The organism is Amycolatopsis sp. NPDC057786, from assembly GCF_042797905.1.
In the GTDB taxonomy this organism is placed as follows: Bacteria; Actinomycetota; Actinomycetes; order Mycobacteriales; family Pseudonocardiaceae; genus Amycolatopsis.
In genome coordinates this window covers 213,127-226,481 of the sequence record NZ_JBHVKW010000004.1, presented here as the reverse complement: position 1 = coordinate 226,481, position 13,355 = coordinate 213,127, and the positions used below count along the sequence as shown (strand labels likewise).

At 69.5% G+C, this 13,355-nt stretch carries 16 protein-coding genes and 1 pseudogene; 8 read left to right on the top strand and 9 right to left on the bottom strand.

The genetic code is table 11. The annotated features are described in order from the left end of the window. Positions 1 to 436 (bottom strand): TetR/AcrR family transcriptional regulator (locus ACFVM3_RS05200; protein WP_378435706.1); only part of this gene is annotated, 436 nt, incomplete at its 3' end. On the opposite strand from ACFVM3_RS05200, the gene ACFVM3_RS05195 reads away from it, so the two are divergent. Then, the gene (locus ACFVM3_RS05195) at positions 435 to 935 is read left to right on the top strand and encodes an SRPBCC family protein (RefSeq protein WP_378435704.1); all 501 of its coding nucleotides are present in this window, start codon (positions 435 to 437) and stop codon (positions 933 to 935) included. The two genes, ACFVM3_RS05200 and ACFVM3_RS05195, sit on opposite strands and share 2 nt — an antisense overlap. Here the strand turns inward: ACFVM3_RS05195 and ACFVM3_RS05190 are convergent. After that, a pseudogene (locus tag ACFVM3_RS05190) lies at positions 933 to 1,763 on the bottom strand (DMT family transporter); the annotation flags it as partial. The gene ACFVM3_RS05195 and the pseudogene ACFVM3_RS05190 overlap by 3 nt on opposite strands. Before the next feature lie 150 nt (positions 1,764 to 1,913). Between ACFVM3_RS05190 and ACFVM3_RS05185 the strand changes: the two are divergent. After that, entirely contained in the window at positions 1,914 to 2,756 is an 843-nt protein-coding gene (locus ACFVM3_RS05185; RefSeq protein WP_378435702.1) for a helix-turn-helix transcriptional regulator, read from the top strand. A gap of 159 nt (positions 2,757 to 2,915) precedes the next feature. After that, positions 2,916 to 4,427, top strand: coding sequence for an ATP-dependent DNA ligase (locus ACFVM3_RS05180; protein WP_378435700.1), 1,512 nt, complete (start codon positions 2,916 to 2,918; stop codon positions 4,425 to 4,427). Between the two features lie 70 nt (positions 4,428 to 4,497). Here the strand turns inward: ACFVM3_RS05180 and ACFVM3_RS05175 are convergent, their stop codons facing one another. Both ACFVM3_RS05175 and ACFVM3_RS05170 read right to left on the bottom strand, forming a co-directional pair. Continuing rightward, positions 4,498 to 4,875 (bottom strand): hypothetical protein, encoded by a 378-nt coding sequence (locus ACFVM3_RS05175; RefSeq protein ID WP_125791894.1) that lies wholly within the window; start codon positions 4,873 to 4,875, stop codon positions 4,498 to 4,500. Continuing rightward, positions 4,872 to 5,213 (bottom strand): hypothetical protein, encoded by a 342-nt coding sequence (locus ACFVM3_RS05170; protein WP_016337171.1) that lies wholly within the window; start codon positions 5,211 to 5,213, stop codon positions 4,872 to 4,874. The genes ACFVM3_RS05175 and ACFVM3_RS05170 overlap by 4 nt, the downstream gene beginning before the upstream one ends. 28 nt (positions 5,214 to 5,241) lie before the next feature. Here ACFVM3_RS05170 and ACFVM3_RS05165 point away from each other — a divergent pair, with 28 nt between their 5' ends. Further along, the gene (locus tag ACFVM3_RS05165; RefSeq protein WP_378435698.1) at positions 5,242 to 5,400 is read left to right on the top strand and encodes a hypothetical protein; all 159 of its coding nucleotides are present in this window, start codon (positions 5,242 to 5,244) and stop codon (positions 5,398 to 5,400) included. Here ACFVM3_RS05165 and ACFVM3_RS05160 read toward each other — a convergent pair. After that, positions 5,393 to 6,208, bottom strand: coding sequence for an NBR1-Ig-like domain-containing protein (locus ACFVM3_RS05160; protein WP_378435696.1), 816 nt, complete (start codon positions 6,206 to 6,208; stop codon positions 5,393 to 5,395). The two genes, ACFVM3_RS05165 and ACFVM3_RS05160, sit on opposite strands and share 8 nt — an antisense overlap. A gap of 117 nt (positions 6,209 to 6,325) precedes the next feature. On the opposite strand from ACFVM3_RS05160, the gene ACFVM3_RS05155 reads away from it, so the two are divergent. Further along, positions 6,326 to 7,027, top strand: a complete 702-nt coding sequence (locus tag ACFVM3_RS05155) for a Pr6Pr family membrane protein (protein WP_378435694.1) — start codon at positions 6,326 to 6,328, stop codon at positions 7,025 to 7,027. Here ACFVM3_RS05155 and ACFVM3_RS05150 read toward each other — a convergent pair. Both ACFVM3_RS05150 and ACFVM3_RS05145 read right to left on the bottom strand, forming a co-directional pair. Beyond that, entirely contained in the window at positions 6,971 to 8,200 is a 1,230-nt protein-coding gene (locus ACFVM3_RS05150; RefSeq protein WP_378435692.1) for an NADH:flavin oxidoreductase/NADH oxidase family protein, read from the bottom strand. The two genes, ACFVM3_RS05155 and ACFVM3_RS05150, sit on opposite strands and share 57 nt — an antisense overlap. A 74-nt stretch (positions 8,201 to 8,274) precedes the next feature. Further along, on the bottom strand, positions 8,275 to 8,649 hold the full coding sequence (locus tag ACFVM3_RS05145) for a YybH family protein (RefSeq protein ID WP_378435691.1): 375 nt from the start codon (positions 8,647 to 8,649) through the stop codon (positions 8,275 to 8,277). Between ACFVM3_RS05145 and ACFVM3_RS05140 the strand changes: the two genes are divergently transcribed. Then, entirely contained in the window at positions 8,641 to 9,069 is a 429-nt protein-coding gene (locus ACFVM3_RS05140) for a winged helix-turn-helix transcriptional regulator (protein ID WP_378435689.1), read from the top strand. The two genes, ACFVM3_RS05145 and ACFVM3_RS05140, sit on opposite strands and share 9 nt — an antisense overlap. On the opposite strand, the gene ACFVM3_RS05135 is transcribed toward ACFVM3_RS05140, so the two are convergent. Next, entirely contained in the window at positions 9,048 to 9,557 is a 510-nt protein-coding gene (locus tag ACFVM3_RS05135; protein WP_378435687.1) for a DUF309 domain-containing protein, read from the bottom strand. The genes ACFVM3_RS05140 and ACFVM3_RS05135 overlap by 22 nt on opposite strands. Positions 9,558 to 9,592: 35 nt before the next feature. Here ACFVM3_RS05135 and ACFVM3_RS05130 point away from each other — a divergent pair, with 35 nt between their 5' ends. Further along, complete coding sequence (locus ACFVM3_RS05130; RefSeq protein ID WP_378435685.1) at positions 9,593 to 11,032, top strand: GuaB1 family IMP dehydrogenase-related protein; 1,440 nt, start codon at positions 9,593 to 9,595, stop codon at positions 11,030 to 11,032. A 50-nt stretch (positions 11,033 to 11,082) separates the two neighbouring features. Here ACFVM3_RS05130 and ACFVM3_RS05125 read toward each other — a convergent pair whose 3' ends face one another. Next, complete coding sequence (locus ACFVM3_RS05125; protein ID WP_378435732.1) at positions 11,083 to 12,369, bottom strand: PhoH family protein; 1,287 nt, start codon at positions 12,367 to 12,369, stop codon at positions 11,083 to 11,085. A 726-nt stretch (positions 12,370 to 13,095) separates the two neighbouring features. On the opposite strand from ACFVM3_RS05125, the gene ACFVM3_RS05120 reads away from it, so the two are divergent. Beyond that, a complete protein-coding gene (locus ACFVM3_RS05120; protein ID WP_378435684.1) occupies positions 13,096 to 13,344 on the top strand; it encodes a hypothetical protein in 249 nt (82 codons plus the stop codon). Positions 13,345 to 13,355: the final 11 nt, after the last annotated feature.

The following is a 13,355-nucleotide window of genomic DNA, read 5'->3' as shown; positions in this document are numbered from 1 at the left end:
GTCGCGAGAGTTCCCCTCTCGCGACGGCCCGATCCAGCATCTGGACCAGATATCCGCGTTCACGGCCGAGGAACACCTCGCCGAACCGCGTTTCCAGCGCCGGGTCCGCCCGGACGTCGGCGAGCAGCGAAGGCAGCGCCTGCCGGAGTTCCACACCGTCCAAAGAGGACTGGATCACCTCGAGGACCGCCGCCACGTCCCCCCGCAGCGAGCCGGTGTCCGACGGCGGTTCGAGCTCCACGGGATGGATCACCGCGGCGAACACGAGTTCCGCCTTCGACCGCCATCGCCGGTACACCGCCGCCTTGCCGACACCGGCCCGCGCCGCGACCGCGTCGACCGTGCAGCGCTGGTAACCGGTTTCGGTCAGCAGCGCCCGCACGGCCTCGCGGACCGCGTCGTCGATTCCCTCTTCCCTCGGCCTGCCTCTCGCCATGCCCTCAGTTTACGAGACTGACAGTTCCGTATATCGTGCGGGTATGACCTGGACCAGAACCTCCCGCGAAATCCTCCCCTGCCCGCCGTCCGCGCTCTGGGCGCCGCTGGCCGACTTCACCCGGTGGCCTGATTGGGATCCCGACCTCGTCAGCGTCGAACTGCACGGTCCCGCCGAGGTGGGCTCGACCGGTTTCCTCGTACCGAACGGATTCCGCGGCCGCGTGCACTCACGGGTCGCCGAGCCGTTCACGATCACGTCCTTGACCGAGCATCGCGAGATCGCCTTCCGCCAGCCGATTCCGTTGGGCGCCATGGAACTCGTGCTGAACCTGACCGAGGTCGACGGCGGGACGGAATTCGTCCAGAAGGTCACCATGGACGGGCCGCTGCGCTCGGTCATGGTCGCGATCATCGGCGGCGACGTCGTCAAGCACTTCGACGTCAAGTGCGCCAGGCTCGCGGAACTCGCGGCGGCGCAGGCCGATCACGACGCCTGAGGACACCAGCGCGACTCCGATCACTTGGGAGAAGCGGAAATCCTGCATGCCGAGCAGAAGCGAGACGGCGAGGCCGGAGACCGGCATCAGCCCGACCAGTACCCCTGCCCGGTCCGCGCCCAGCGCCGAAACCGCCGAGTACCAAAGAAGAAACGCGATGGCGGTGACGACCACCGTCAGGTAACCGAGCGCGATCAGTTCACGCCCGTCCGGCCACGCCCAGGCGCCGGACGGGTCGATGATCGTCCCGACGACCGCGCCGCCGACCCCCGCGGCGAAACAACCCCAGGTCGCGGTCGCCAACGGCCCGAGCCTGTCGAGCACACCGACGGCGAGGAGTGTGAAGAGCGCTTCGCACACCATCGCCAGCGCCGCGAGCACCAGACCTTGCCAGCGCGCCGCGCCGCCGCCGGACAGCACGGCGATCCCGAGACCGGCGAGCACCGCCCCGGTCACCGGCGCCAGTGAGGGCCGCTTCCTCTTGACCAACGGACCGGCGAGAGCGAGCACGAGCGGCGTGCCGCCGAGGAACGCGGCGACCAGACCGGGTTCGGCGTAGCGCTGCGCGAACAACAGGCAGGCCTGGAACCCGATCATCCCGGTCGCCGCGAGCGCGAGCAGCGACGGGATGTCGCGCGCGCCCGGCAACGGCAGCGGGCGCCCGCTCAGCCGCGCCCACGCCAGCAGGAGCACTCCCGCCAGCGCGTACCTCAGCGCCTGACCGGTGATCACCGGGTACCCGTCGAGCATCCCCGTCACCGGCACGGACGCGCCGACGATCAGCACCCCCAGTACGCCGATCGTCACGCCTCTTCGTTCGTTGTCCATGCCCCCACGATGACCACTCTTTGGCCCGAACCGAAGAGCCAAATTACGCTTTCTCGACCGGACCATAAGCCAATCGGAACCGCGGCCACGACCAGCCTGGGTCTGTCAGGACCAGGCACGCGCCCCCGGCGATCCGGGATACTCGGAACCATGACCGAGACGGCCGAACTGGGCGACTTCCTCAAGGCACGCAGGGCCGCGCTGGACCCGGCGGACCTCGGCCTGCCGACGGGGTTCAACCAGCGGCGGGTCGCCGGGCTGCGCCGCGAGGAGCTCGCGCAGCTGGCCGGGATCAGCGTCGACTACTACACGCGCCTGGAGCAGGGCCGGGCGCGCAACGTGTCCGACTCCGTCCTCGATTCGCTGAGCCGGGCGCTGCGGCTGCACCGCGACGAGGAGGCCTACCTGCGCAATCTGGCCGCCCCGAAACGCAAGCGCGTCGCGCGGCCCCGGCCGCCGCGGATCCGGCCGGAACTCCAGCTGATGCTGAACGCCATCCAGGCCCCGGCGCTCATCTTCGACCGCTACGGGGACGTGCTGGCCTGGAATTCGCTCGGCTCCGCGCTTTCCTTCGACTTCGCCGCTCGGCCGGCGGGCGAGCGCAACATCCCGAAGATGTTCTTCCTCGACGAACACGCCCACGAGTTCCACCCGGAGTGGGAAACCGTGGCGAAGGAGATCGTGGCGAACCTGCGCTCCGAGAGCGGGAAGTATCCGGACGATCCGCGCTTCGCCCAGCTGGTCGGCGAGCTCTCCCTCGGCAGCGAGGCGTTCCGGAAGCTGTGGGCGAAGCACACCGTGCGCGAGAAGGCACACTCGTCGAAGGTCGTGCTCAACCCGATCGTGGGTGAACTCCGGCTGCGCTACGAGACGCTCCGGCTGCCCGACGATCCGGGCCAGGCCCTGGTGATCTACACCGCCGAGCCCGGCTCCGACAGCGAACGCGCGCTACGCCTGCTCGCCAGCTGGGTCGCCGATCCCGCGCACACGTGAGCCCGCTCGGACAGGAATCGCGCTTCCCCGCGTGCGATGCGACCAAAGCGCCCTTCACCGCGTGAGACGAGGGGAAAGTCCCCTTCAGCCTCGGTGACCTCGGCGCGTACATGAGCCGCTCGGCGCGAAACTGTCGGTGCCCGGGTCCATGATGGACCCATGTTGCTCACCGAGGTGGTGACCGCGTCGGCCGAACTGGCCGCCACGAGGTCCAGAAAGGCGAAGATCGCCACCCTGGCCGCGGTCCTGCGCGCCGCTGGTGAGCTGGAACTGCCCGCGGTCATCGCGTTCCTCACCGGCCAGCCGACGCAGGGCCGTATCGGCACCGGCTGGCGGACGCTGGCCGAGCTGCAGGCGGCCCCGGCCGCCGAGCCGTCGTTGACCGTCGCCGAGGTGGACACGGCGTTCGGCACTGTGGGGGCGACGTCAGGGTCGGGTTCGGTGAAGCTGCGCGCGGACACGTTGCGGGCGTTGTTCACCAAGATGACCAAGGAGGAGCAGGAGTTCCTGTTCCGGCTGCTCACCGGCGAGCTCCGCCAGGGCGCGCTCGAAGGGATCATGGTGGACGCCATCGCGGCGGCGGCCGAGATCCCGGCCGAGGACGTCCGGCGGGCTTTCATGCTCTCCGGGCAGCTGCCGGTGACGGGCCTGGCGGCCATGACGGGCGGCCGCGAGCGGCTGGCGGAGTTCAAACTGGCCTTGGGCAGGCCGATCCGGCCGATGCTGGCCTCCCCGGCGGAGTCGCTGGACGAGGCGATCACCGAACACGCCGAGTCGCTCGTCGAGTACAAAATGGACGGTGCGCGGATCCAGGTCCACCGCGAAGGCGACGAGGTGCACGTCTACACGCGGACGCTTCGGGAGATCACCGGCAGCGTCGGCGAACTCGTGGATCTGGTGCGCTCCCTGCCCTGCACGTCGGTGGTACTCGACGGCGAGACGCTGGCGCTGACCGACGACGGCAGGCCGAGGCCGTTCCAGGAGACGATGAGCCGGTTCGGCAGCACGCGCGAGGAGCAGGTCAAGGCACTCCTCCTGCGGCCGTACTTCTTCGACTGCCTGCACCTCGACGGGGTCGACCTGCTGGACGCTCCGCTGTCCGAGCGCAACGTCGCCCTGCGAAAGGTCGCGGGCGAGCACGTCATCCCGGGCGAGATCGCGCCGGCCTCGGCCGAGGCGGTGCTGGAAGCGGCGATGGCCGCCGGGCACGAAGGCGTGATGGTCAAGGACCTCGCGTCGCCGTACGCGGCAGGCCGCCGCGGGCGCGCGTGGCTCAAGGTGAAACCCGTGCACACGATCGACCTGGTCGTGCTCGCCGCGGAATGGGGTCACGGCAGGCGCACCGGCACGCTGTCGAACCTGCATCTCGGCGCCCGTGACCCGGACGGCGGGCCGCCGATCATGGTCGGCAAGACGTTCAAGGGGATGACCGACGAGCTGCTGGCCTGGCAGACGAAGACGTTCCAGGAGATCGAGACCCACCGCACGGACTGGGTGGTGCACGTCCGCCCGGAGCTCGTCGTCGAAATCGAACTCGACGGGGCCCAGGTGAGCACGCGGTATCCGGGCGGGCTGGCGCTGCGCTTCGCGCGCGTCGTGCGGTACCGGCCGGACAAGGAGGCCGCGGATGCCGACACCATCGACACCGTCCGCGGCCTCCTCAAGCCCTGAACTCCCCGCATTTCGTCCTCTGAATGCGGTCCTTGCGCGTGCAACTACCGCATTCAGAGGACTAAACGCCTCAGTAGCAGCGGTCCGAAGAGATCCGGTAGGTGTAGTTGTTCGACAGGTTGGAGGTCACCTCGAACCGGATCTTGTGGTACACCGGCGGCTCCCCGAGCACACCGTGCTTGACCGTGCGCTCCTTGCCCGGCGCGATCGCCCCGCTCCAGAGACCCTTGTCGAAGACGTCGTCGATGATCTGGACGAGCATTCCCCGGTAGTCGTGGTTGTGCACGGTGATGTCGATGCTCTGCCCCGCGCTCACCTCGACGACCTTCGTCTTCCCGCCCATCAGTGGTCCGCCCTCACAGACCTTCGACGCCGCCGAAGCGGACGGAGCCATCAGCAGGGTGCCGGCGAGCGCGACCGGGACGACGGCGAACAGCTTCTTCTTCATCGGTTCCCCACAACGGTCTTGACGACATTGGACTGGACGGCCAGGTCGAGGCCGATCTTCATGTTTCCCCCGCAATAGGCCTTCTCGCCGTTCTTGAAATGCACCGTCAGATCCCCGGCGCATTCGAACACCTTGACGTCCCAAGTGCGCGTACCCGGCTTGAGGCAGATCGCGTCCTTCCCGGCCCGGCGCATCCAGCCGTGGTAGCCGGATTCGCAGGTGATGATCGGATCACTGCCCGAAGCGGGCGCCGGAGCCGCCTGTGCGGCGGTGACCGGCAGGAGCGCCACGGTGAGCGCGGCCCCGGCCAGTGCGGCGACCTTGACGTACGGACGCATGGATTCCCTTTCCGCAAATAATGTGAGAGTGTTTCGGAAAATCCCCATCCGGAATTCCCGGACGCCGATGACGTTAAAGGCCGCCGAAGCCACTCCGGAAGCGATTCACGACCACCAAATGGCCATGGCCGAAAAGGCAATGTCCATGCAGGTCAGCGCTTTGGCCATCGGCCCGGAGGTCAAATGACGCGGACCGAGAAGAACACCGCGCGCGTGTTCGGCAGCAGGATGTGCCCTTGCTCGTCGGCCATCTTCCAGTACACCTGGCAATGCCCTGGCCGATCGGGCGCGCGCACCTCGACGGAGACGCGCACGCGCTCGCCGGGCGCGGTCTGCGGGACGGGGACGCGGTCGGGGGTGGCGCATTCGCCGGGGTTCCCGAACGAACCGGCGCGGACCAGATAGCGGCCGACCCATCCGACCGATCCCGCGTTGCGGAACTCCCAGATCTTCACGAAGGTCGACTCGGCCGCGACCTCGCTGCCGTCGGGCACGGTCACGTCGGCGACGAATTCCGACGCGTCGCCGGCCGGGGCGGCGGGTTCGGAACCGAAGGGCGCGGCGAAGACGAACACCAGCGCCGCGACGAGGACGACCGCCACGGCTCCGGCGAGCAGGAACGCCGTCCGGCGCGAACGCTCGGGCGCGGGTTCGGGCGCCACACCGGAGGCCAGCGCGTCCCGCGCGCGTTCCCACGCACCGCGCCATTCGTGCCGGACTTCGTCCTCGTCACCGCCGAGCACCCCGGCGGCCAGCACGCGGACGAACTCCCAGGACGTCTCCCAGCTGGGCAGCCGTTCACCGCGGGCGGCGGCCGAAAGCGCGGACTTCGACGCGAGCGCGCCGTACTCGTCGCGCATGCGGTCGTAGGAAGGGTCGCCGGCGGCCCGTTTCAGCTCCCACAGCCGCCGCGCGAACTCGGCGACGGGTCCGCTGTCCTCCGCCGGCCCCCGCGCGACCCGTCCGCGGCGTCCGGGCCTCCGCTCGACGTCCATCGTTTCCCACGATATGACCCGATGGGCGGGAAGACCCGGCGGCATCCCGCCCCCGATCGAGTGGCGGCGCACGGTGGTGACGGGACGTCCCCGCCCGATCACCCATAAAGTGGGCGAATGCAGGCTTCCAAGATCGCGCGCGCCTGGTTCGGCCTGACCGCGCTGGTGGTGATCGCCGGTCTCGCCGCCCAGATCCCGGTCTCCGCGGGCACCACCGGCGGCACCTTCCACACTCCGGCCGGCCGGGTGGCCAACCTGCTGGCCTTCTTCACCATCGATTCGAACATCCTGGTCGGCCTCGGCAGCCTGCTGCTCGCGCTCGGTGTCGCGGGCCGGTCGACGCTGTTCGGCGTGCTGCGGCTCACCGGTCTCGTCGGCATCACCGTGACGGGTGTCGTCTTCCAGGTCGCGCTGGCCGATCTCTACGAACTGCACGGCTGGGCCGTTTTCGCCGACACGATGCTGCACAAGGTGTCGCCGTTGATGTGCGTCGCGGGCTGGCTGCTCTTCGGGCCGCGCGGCCAGTTGTCGTGGCGGGTCCTGTGGTGGTCACTGCTGTATCCGCTGGCCTGGCTCGCGGTCACGCTGGTGCGCGGCGCGTTCATCGGGTTCTACCCGTACCCGTTCGTCGATCCGGGGATCAACGGCTACGGCGGTGTCGCGTTCAACTGCGTGCTGATCGGGGTGCTGTTCACCGGTCTCGCGGCGGCCGCGGTCGGATTCGACCGCACGTTCAGCCGCAAAGACGAAGTGGACGACTACTTAGCCCCGGACCCGCCGGAAAGCGTTGAGCGGATCCGCGACGCCGGCACGTACTAGCGTCCGCACCGCGCCGAGCCGCGGGTCCACCGGCTTTCCGGCCGCCACCCGGTGCATCTGCTGGGTGTGCCACTGGATCTCAAGCAGGCTGTCTGCCAGCCGGATGCCGGTCTTCGGGGCCGTGCGCCGCGCGCGGACGTCCTCGCCCTTCAGCAGGCGTCCGGGCAGTGCCGGGTCGACGATCAGCGGCCTGCCGAGACCGATGACGTCCAGCGCGCCGGAACGCAGCGCGTCCGCCATGCCTCGCGGACTGGTGAAGCCACCGGTGACCATCAGCGCGACGTCGGTGACCTGCCGCGCCTTCGTGGCGTAGTCGAGGAAGTAAGCCTCACGGCTGACGGTGCTCGCCTTGGCGGAGCCCATCATGGCGGTCTTCTCGTAGGTGCCGCCGGAGACTTCCAGCAGGTCGATCCCCGCTTCACCCAGTTCGCGGACGACTTCGAGCGATTCCTCCTCGCTGAAGCCACCGCGCTGGAAGTCCGCGCTGTTGAGTTTGACCGCGATCGGCACCGCGTCGCCGACCTCGGCGCGCACGCGGGCGACCACTTCCAGCAGGAACCGGCGCCGCCGGAGCGCGTCACCGCCCCAGCCGTCGGTGCGCCGGTTGGTCAGTGGTGAAAGGAACTGTGACACGAGGTAGCCGTGCGCGCCGTGGATCTGGACACCGGCGAATCCCGCGTCGACGACGGTCCGCGCGGCCACGCCGAACCGCTCGATGATCGCTTCGATCTCGTCGACGGTCAGCGCCCGCGGAGTCGCGAACACCGAGCGGATGCCGCGGTCGCCGAACGGGACCGCCGAGGGCGCGACCGGCTGCCGGGACAGGAAACGCGGGCTCTGCCTGCCGGGATGGTTGAGCTGGACCCACAACCGGGACTCGGTCCCGTCCGCCGACCGCGCCCACGGCTTGAACTCGGTCGCGTCCGGCTCACGGGGCACGGCGACGTTGCGCGGTTCGCCCAGCGCGGTCGGATCGACCATGACGTTGCCGGTGATCAGTGTCCCGGCACCGCCTCGCGACCACGTCCGGTACAGCTCGGCCAGTTCGGCGGTCGGCCGGTTGCGACGATCGCCGAGCTGTTCGCTGAGCGCGGCCTTGGCCAGCCGGTTCGGCAGGACCGCGCCACACCGCAGTTCCAGCGGTTCGGCCAGCAGTTCACTGGGCTCGCTCATCCGCGCTTCCTCCCGCCGTTACCTACTGGGCAGTATCCCTACTCGAAGTAACATACTCGCGGTATGTCGAGTACTCAAGGCGCGCCGATGCCGAAGGGGTTGTCGATCACGTAGCGCCAGAGTCCGTCCCCGCCACGCCTCGCGACGTCGGTGGCCGTCGCGGAGAGGTGGCCCTCGATGACCCAGTCGACGATCAGCAAGGCCAGGTCACCGGCCACGTGCACCTGGCGCGGACTGACCTTGATGGGCTTGCCGAGCGCGAGGATCCCGCCGTTCGCGGCCCGGCGTTCCGCGCCGCTCACCCGCACGCCGTCCCGGCCGACGAACACGGCGTCCGGCTCGTAGACCGTGTCGAGGATTTCGGCGGATCCGGTGTTGAAGGCGGCTTGGAAGACGAAGGGATGTTCGGCGGGGTCGGTGGTCAAAGGCACACTGAGGGAATGCGTCATGCGGACAGCGAAACCGACCGCGAAGCAGGTCACCAAACGGAAACCTTCGACGGCGAACTCGTCCCGGACGCCCGCGGCCGTACGCGGCGGCCGGAGCCGGACTGTCCCGTCGAGGTCGCGCTCGCCGCGATTTCGGGCCGCTGGACGACGCTGGTCCTCCGGGAGCTGATGGGCGGAGCCCGGTCCTTCAGTGACCTGCGCGCGGCGTTGCCCGACCTGTCCGCGAAGGTGCTGACAGAACGCCTCGGCGACCTGACCGCACGACGTCTCGCAGTCCGCGAGGAGCTGCCGGGATTCCCGAGCCGGACCAGCTACCGGCTCACCCCGGCCGGCCTGGAACTACGGCCGCTGCTGATCGAGCTCTACCGCTCGGGTTCGGCGCTAGAGGGTCTGACCAGTCAGGCGAAGCCTGGCCGTTGAGGGTGGTGGCGGGGCGGGGTCCGGGCCAGTAGGCGCGGCGCGACCGGCTCCACCCGCGCACGCACCTTCACCTCTTCGGCCATCTTCCGCGCCCAGGCCTGCAACCCCGGGATGTCGATCCCATGCGGCCGGGCCTCGCGGAAGGGCTCGATGTTCTCGGCGCCGCGCTCCAGCAGCGAGGCCGCCCCGTTCCCGTTTCCCCGGGCCACGTGGGTCAGGCCGACGGCGAGCTGCGCGAGACCGCGCCACAGCTCCCGCTCCGGCCCGTCAGTGGACTTCCACGCGTCCTCGAACACCTCGTGCGCGTGAAACGGGCGGCCCGCGTCGAGCAGGCGCTGCGCCTCGGAGATGGTGTCCCCAGGGCTCCGTTCGATGCCCTCGGGCTGTCGTTCGACACCGTCGGCGCCGTACGGGAGCGGCCTGCCGAGACCGTCCCGCGGGCGGGCGTTGCGGGCTCGTCCGGCTTCGTCACGGTCCCGGTCGGTCATGCCGACAGTGTCCCACGCGGGTATCCTGGGGCCTCGTGCGCTTTCTCGACGGGCATCGGCCCGCTCACGACCTGACCTACGACGACGTCTTCCTCCTGCCGAACCGGTCGGACGTGGAGTCCCGTTTCGACGTCGACCTGTCCACCGTGGACGGCACCGGCGCGACGATCCCGATCGTGGTGGCCAACATGACCGCCGTCGCCGGTCGCCGGATGGCCGAGACGGTCGCCCGGCGCGGTGGGCTCGTCGTCCTGCCCCAGGATGTCGACGTGGCCGCGGTCGCCGACATCGTCGGCTGGGTCAAGAGCCGTCACACCGTATGGGACACCCCGCTCGTGCTGACCGGCGGAGACGCGGTGGCCGACGCGCTGAACCTGGTGGGCAAACGAGCCCACGGCGCCGTCGTCGTCGTGGACGAGGACGGCAAGCCCGTCGGTGTCGTCGACGAAGCGGCTTGCGCCGGCGTAGACCGCTTCGCGCGCCTCGCCGACGTCGCGGAGCCTGCGGTCGTCACGGTCCCGCTGGATACGCCCCCGCGTGAGGTGTTCGAGCGCCTGCACGACCACGGCGGCCGCCTCGCGCTCGGCATCGACGAAAACGGCAGGCTCGCCGGCGTCCTGACCGAGATCGCGGCGCTGCGCGCGGAGATCTACACCCCGGCCGTCGACGACGGCGGCAACCTGCGCGTCGCCGCCGCGATCGGCGTGAACGGCGACGTCGCCGCGAAGGCCGAGGCCGTCCTCGCGGCAGGCGTCGACGTGCTGGTCGTCGACACCGCCCACGGCCACCAGGAGAAGATGATCTCGGCGCTGAAGGCCGTCCGGTCGGTGAACCCGCAGGTCCCGGTCGTCGCCGGGAACGTGGTCACCTCCGAGGGCACGCGCGACCTGATCCACGCGGGCGCGGACGTCGTCAAGGTCGGCGTCGGCCCCGGCGCCATGTGCACGACCCGGATGATGACCGGCGTCGGGCGCCCGCAGTTCTCCGCCGTCGCCGAATGCGCCGCGGCGGCGCGCGAACTGGGCAAGCACGTCTGGGCGGACGGCGGCGTGCGGCATCCGCGCGACGTCGCGCTGGCACTCGCCGCCGGCGCGTCGGCGGCGATGGTCGGCTCATGGTTCGCGGGCACCCACGAATCCCCTGGCGACCTGCGCTACGACGAGCAGGGCAAACCGTACAAGGAGTCGTTCGGCATGGCGTCGAAGCGCGCCGTCGGCGCCCGCACGCGCACGGACAACGTCTTCGAACGCGCCAAGAAGGGCCTGTTCGAAGAGGGCATCTCGGCGTCGCGGATGGCGCTGGACCCGGCTCGCCCCGGCGTCGAAGACCTGCTCGACTCCATCGGCTCCGGTGTCCGCTCCGCCTGCACGTACGCGGGCGCGCGCACGCTGGAGGAGTTCCACGAGCGCGCGCTGCTCGGGATCCAGTCCGCCGCCGGCTTCGCGGAAGGGCGTCCACTGCCTTCGGGCTGGTGAACCCGAGGGAGTCCACTTGAGACTGTCCCAAGTGGACTCCCCCGGTCCGGTTATCCGTGGTCCTCCAGCATTTCGGTGACGAGCGCCGCGATCGGCGATCGCTCGGACCGGGTCAGCGTGATATGCGCGAACAGCGGGTGACCCTTGAGTTTCTCGATCACCGCCGAAACGCCGTCGTGCCGCCCGACCCGCAGGTTGTCGCGCTGCGCGACGTCATGGGTGAGCACGACCCGCGAAGCCGTGCCGAGCCGCGAAAGCACGGTCAGGAGCACGTTGCGCTCCAAGGACTGCGCCTCGTCGACGATGACGAACGTGTCGTGCAGCGACCGGCCGCGGATATGGGTCAGCGGAAGCACTTCGAGCATGCCGCGGTCGAAGACCTCGTCGAGGACGTCCTGGCTGACCAGCCCGCCGAGGGTGTCGAACACCGCCTGCGCCCACGGCTGCATCTTCTCGCTCTCGGAACCGGGCAGGTAGCCCAGATCCTGGCCGCCGACCGCGTACACCGGCCGGAACACGACCACCTTGCGGTGCTGGCGGCGTTCCATCACCGACTCCAGCCCCGCGCAGAGCGCGAGCGCCGACTTGCCCGTGCCGGCGCGTCCACCCAGCGAGACGATGCCGACGTCGGAGTCCAGCAGGAGATCCAGCGCCACCCGCTGCTCGGCCGACCGGCCGTGCAGGCCGAACGCCTCCTTGTCACCGCGCACGAGGCGGATCCGCTTGTCCGCGGTGACCCGCCCCAGCGCGCTCGAACTGCCCGCGAGCAGCCGCAAGCCGGTGTGACAGGGCAGTTCACCGACCTCCGGCATCCCGAATTCCGCCGGATCCACGGAAGACCCGCTGAACAGCGCGTCGACCAGGGTCTGCGGGACGTCCACGTCCGCCATCCCGGTCCAGCCCGAGGGCGTCACCTCCTGCGCGCGGTACTCGTCGGCTTCGAGACCGACGGCGCCCGCCTTGACACGCAGGGGGATGTCCTTGGTCACCAGCGTGACCGACGCGCGTTCCGCCGCCAGGTTGAGCGCACAGGCGAGGATGCGGTGGTCGTTGAAGTCGGTGCGGAAGCCGACCGGGAGCACCGTGGGGTCGGAGTGGTTCAACTCCACCTGAAGGGTGCCGCCGTGCTCACCGATCGGGATCGGCGCGTCGAGCCTGCCGTGCTGACGACGCAGGTCGTCGAGCATGCGGAGCGCTTCGCGCGCGAACCACCCCAGTTCGGGATGGTGACGTTTCGCCTCCAGTTCACTGATGACGACCAGCGGGAGCACGACCGCGTGTTCGGCGAACCGGGTCACCGACCAGGGGTCAGAGAGCAGGACCGACGTGTCGAGCACGTAAGTGGACCGCTGGGATTCGGGCGAGATCGAGGCTTTCTCCGGGCCAGAGGCACCGGTCGAAGAACGGCCAGAGGCCTTGCGGGGTGAACGCTGCGCAGTCACGACGGCATCTCCCTCGTGGGCGTGGCACCACGCCCGCACTCGCTGGGCCGGGCACTTCCCTGGCTAACCGTTCCTTCCGACGTCTTCCACGTCAGTCGGCACGGCCACGAGGGCCGGGTGCCGGCCCCCTCGTGCATCCACTGGGCGGCTGTGCCGCCCTGTCGACTACCGCCACGACCAGGGCCTCCCGTGAGAGTCCGCATGGGACGCGAACCCTCACTTCCGGAAGGTACCTGCGTCCGGCCGATCGCGCAGGCAGCCACCACGGTGATTCGCCAAACCGTCATCTCACTGTCGGTCGCGTGACATCAACGCCTGGTCACCGTTACGGTGCGTGATGATGATCTCCATTCAGGGACGCTCGTCGACGTGACCCGGATGGATTAACGCGACGCAGGGCGTTCACCTGATGAGACGGCGGGTTCTACCACGCGTCGTCGCGGGACGCATTTTGTGCCCGAGACAGAGAACCGGACCGAGTGAAATGCGCCTTTTTCGGCTCACACAATGGGCTTACGAGACGGTCACAAATCCTGAATAGCGAGTAATTTTCTCACTGCGGGACACCCCCACCGGATTCGGTGCCCCCGATCCCTGAACATCTCTATCAAGGAGTGCGAAGTGCTGAAGAAGGCTGGTTTCGTTTCCGCCGTCGCCGCGGGCATCATGATGGTCGGCGGGACCGCGTTCGCCGCCACCGGTGACACCACGGGCACCCCGGACCCCACGTTCGGCGACGCCTACAACACGTTCATCGAGGGCGGCGGCGCGCTGGGCTACGGCGCCGCTTCCCTGGTCGCCGGTGCCTACACGGGCATCGCCACCACCCCGGCGCTGATCCTCCACTCGCTGGAGCACCACGGCCACTGATCTTCAGTGAC

Excerpts from the sequence above, each read along its gene's own strand:
- ACFVM3_RS05155 (WP_378435694.1), top strand. The coding sequence starts at position 6,326 with ATGCAGGCTTCCAAGATCGCGCGCGCCTGGTTCGGCCTGACCGCGCTG.
- ACFVM3_RS05140 (WP_378435689.1), top strand. The coding sequence starts at position 8,641 with ATGCGTCATGCGGACAGCGAAACCGACCGCGAAGCAGGTCACCAAACG.
- ACFVM3_RS05185 (WP_378435702.1), top strand. The coding sequence starts at position 1,914 with ATGACCGAGACGGCCGAACTGGGCGACTTCCTCAAGGCACGCAGGGCC.
- ACFVM3_RS05180 (WP_378435700.1), top strand. The coding sequence starts at position 2,916 with ATGTTGCTCACCGAGGTGGTGACCGCGTCGGCCGAACTGGCCGCCACG.
- ACFVM3_RS05175 (WP_125791894.1), bottom strand. The coding sequence starts at position 4,875 with ATGAAGAAGAAGCTGTTCGCCGTCGTCCCGGTCGCGCTCGCCGGCACC.
- ACFVM3_RS05145 (WP_378435691.1), bottom strand. The coding sequence starts at position 8,649 with ATGACGCATTCCCTCAGTGTGCCTTTGACCACCGACCCCGCCGAACAT.
- ACFVM3_RS05170 (WP_016337171.1), bottom strand. The coding sequence starts at position 5,213 with ATGCGTCCGTACGTCAAGGTCGCCGCACTGGCCGGGGCCGCGCTCACC.
- ACFVM3_RS05195 (WP_378435704.1), top strand. The coding sequence starts at position 435 with ATGCCCTCAGTTTACGAGACTGACAGTTCCGTATATCGTGCGGGTATG.
- ACFVM3_RS05160 (WP_378435696.1), bottom strand. The coding sequence starts at position 6,208 with ATGGACGTCGAGCGGAGGCCCGGACGCCGCGGACGGGTCGCGCGGGGG.
- ACFVM3_RS05150 (WP_378435692.1), bottom strand. The coding sequence starts at position 8,200 with ATGAGCGAGCCCAGTGAACTGCTGGCCGAACCGCTGGAACTGCGGTGT.
- ACFVM3_RS05135 (WP_378435687.1), bottom strand. The coding sequence starts at position 9,557 with ATGACCGACCGGGACCGTGACGAAGCCGGACGAGCCCGCAACGCCCGC.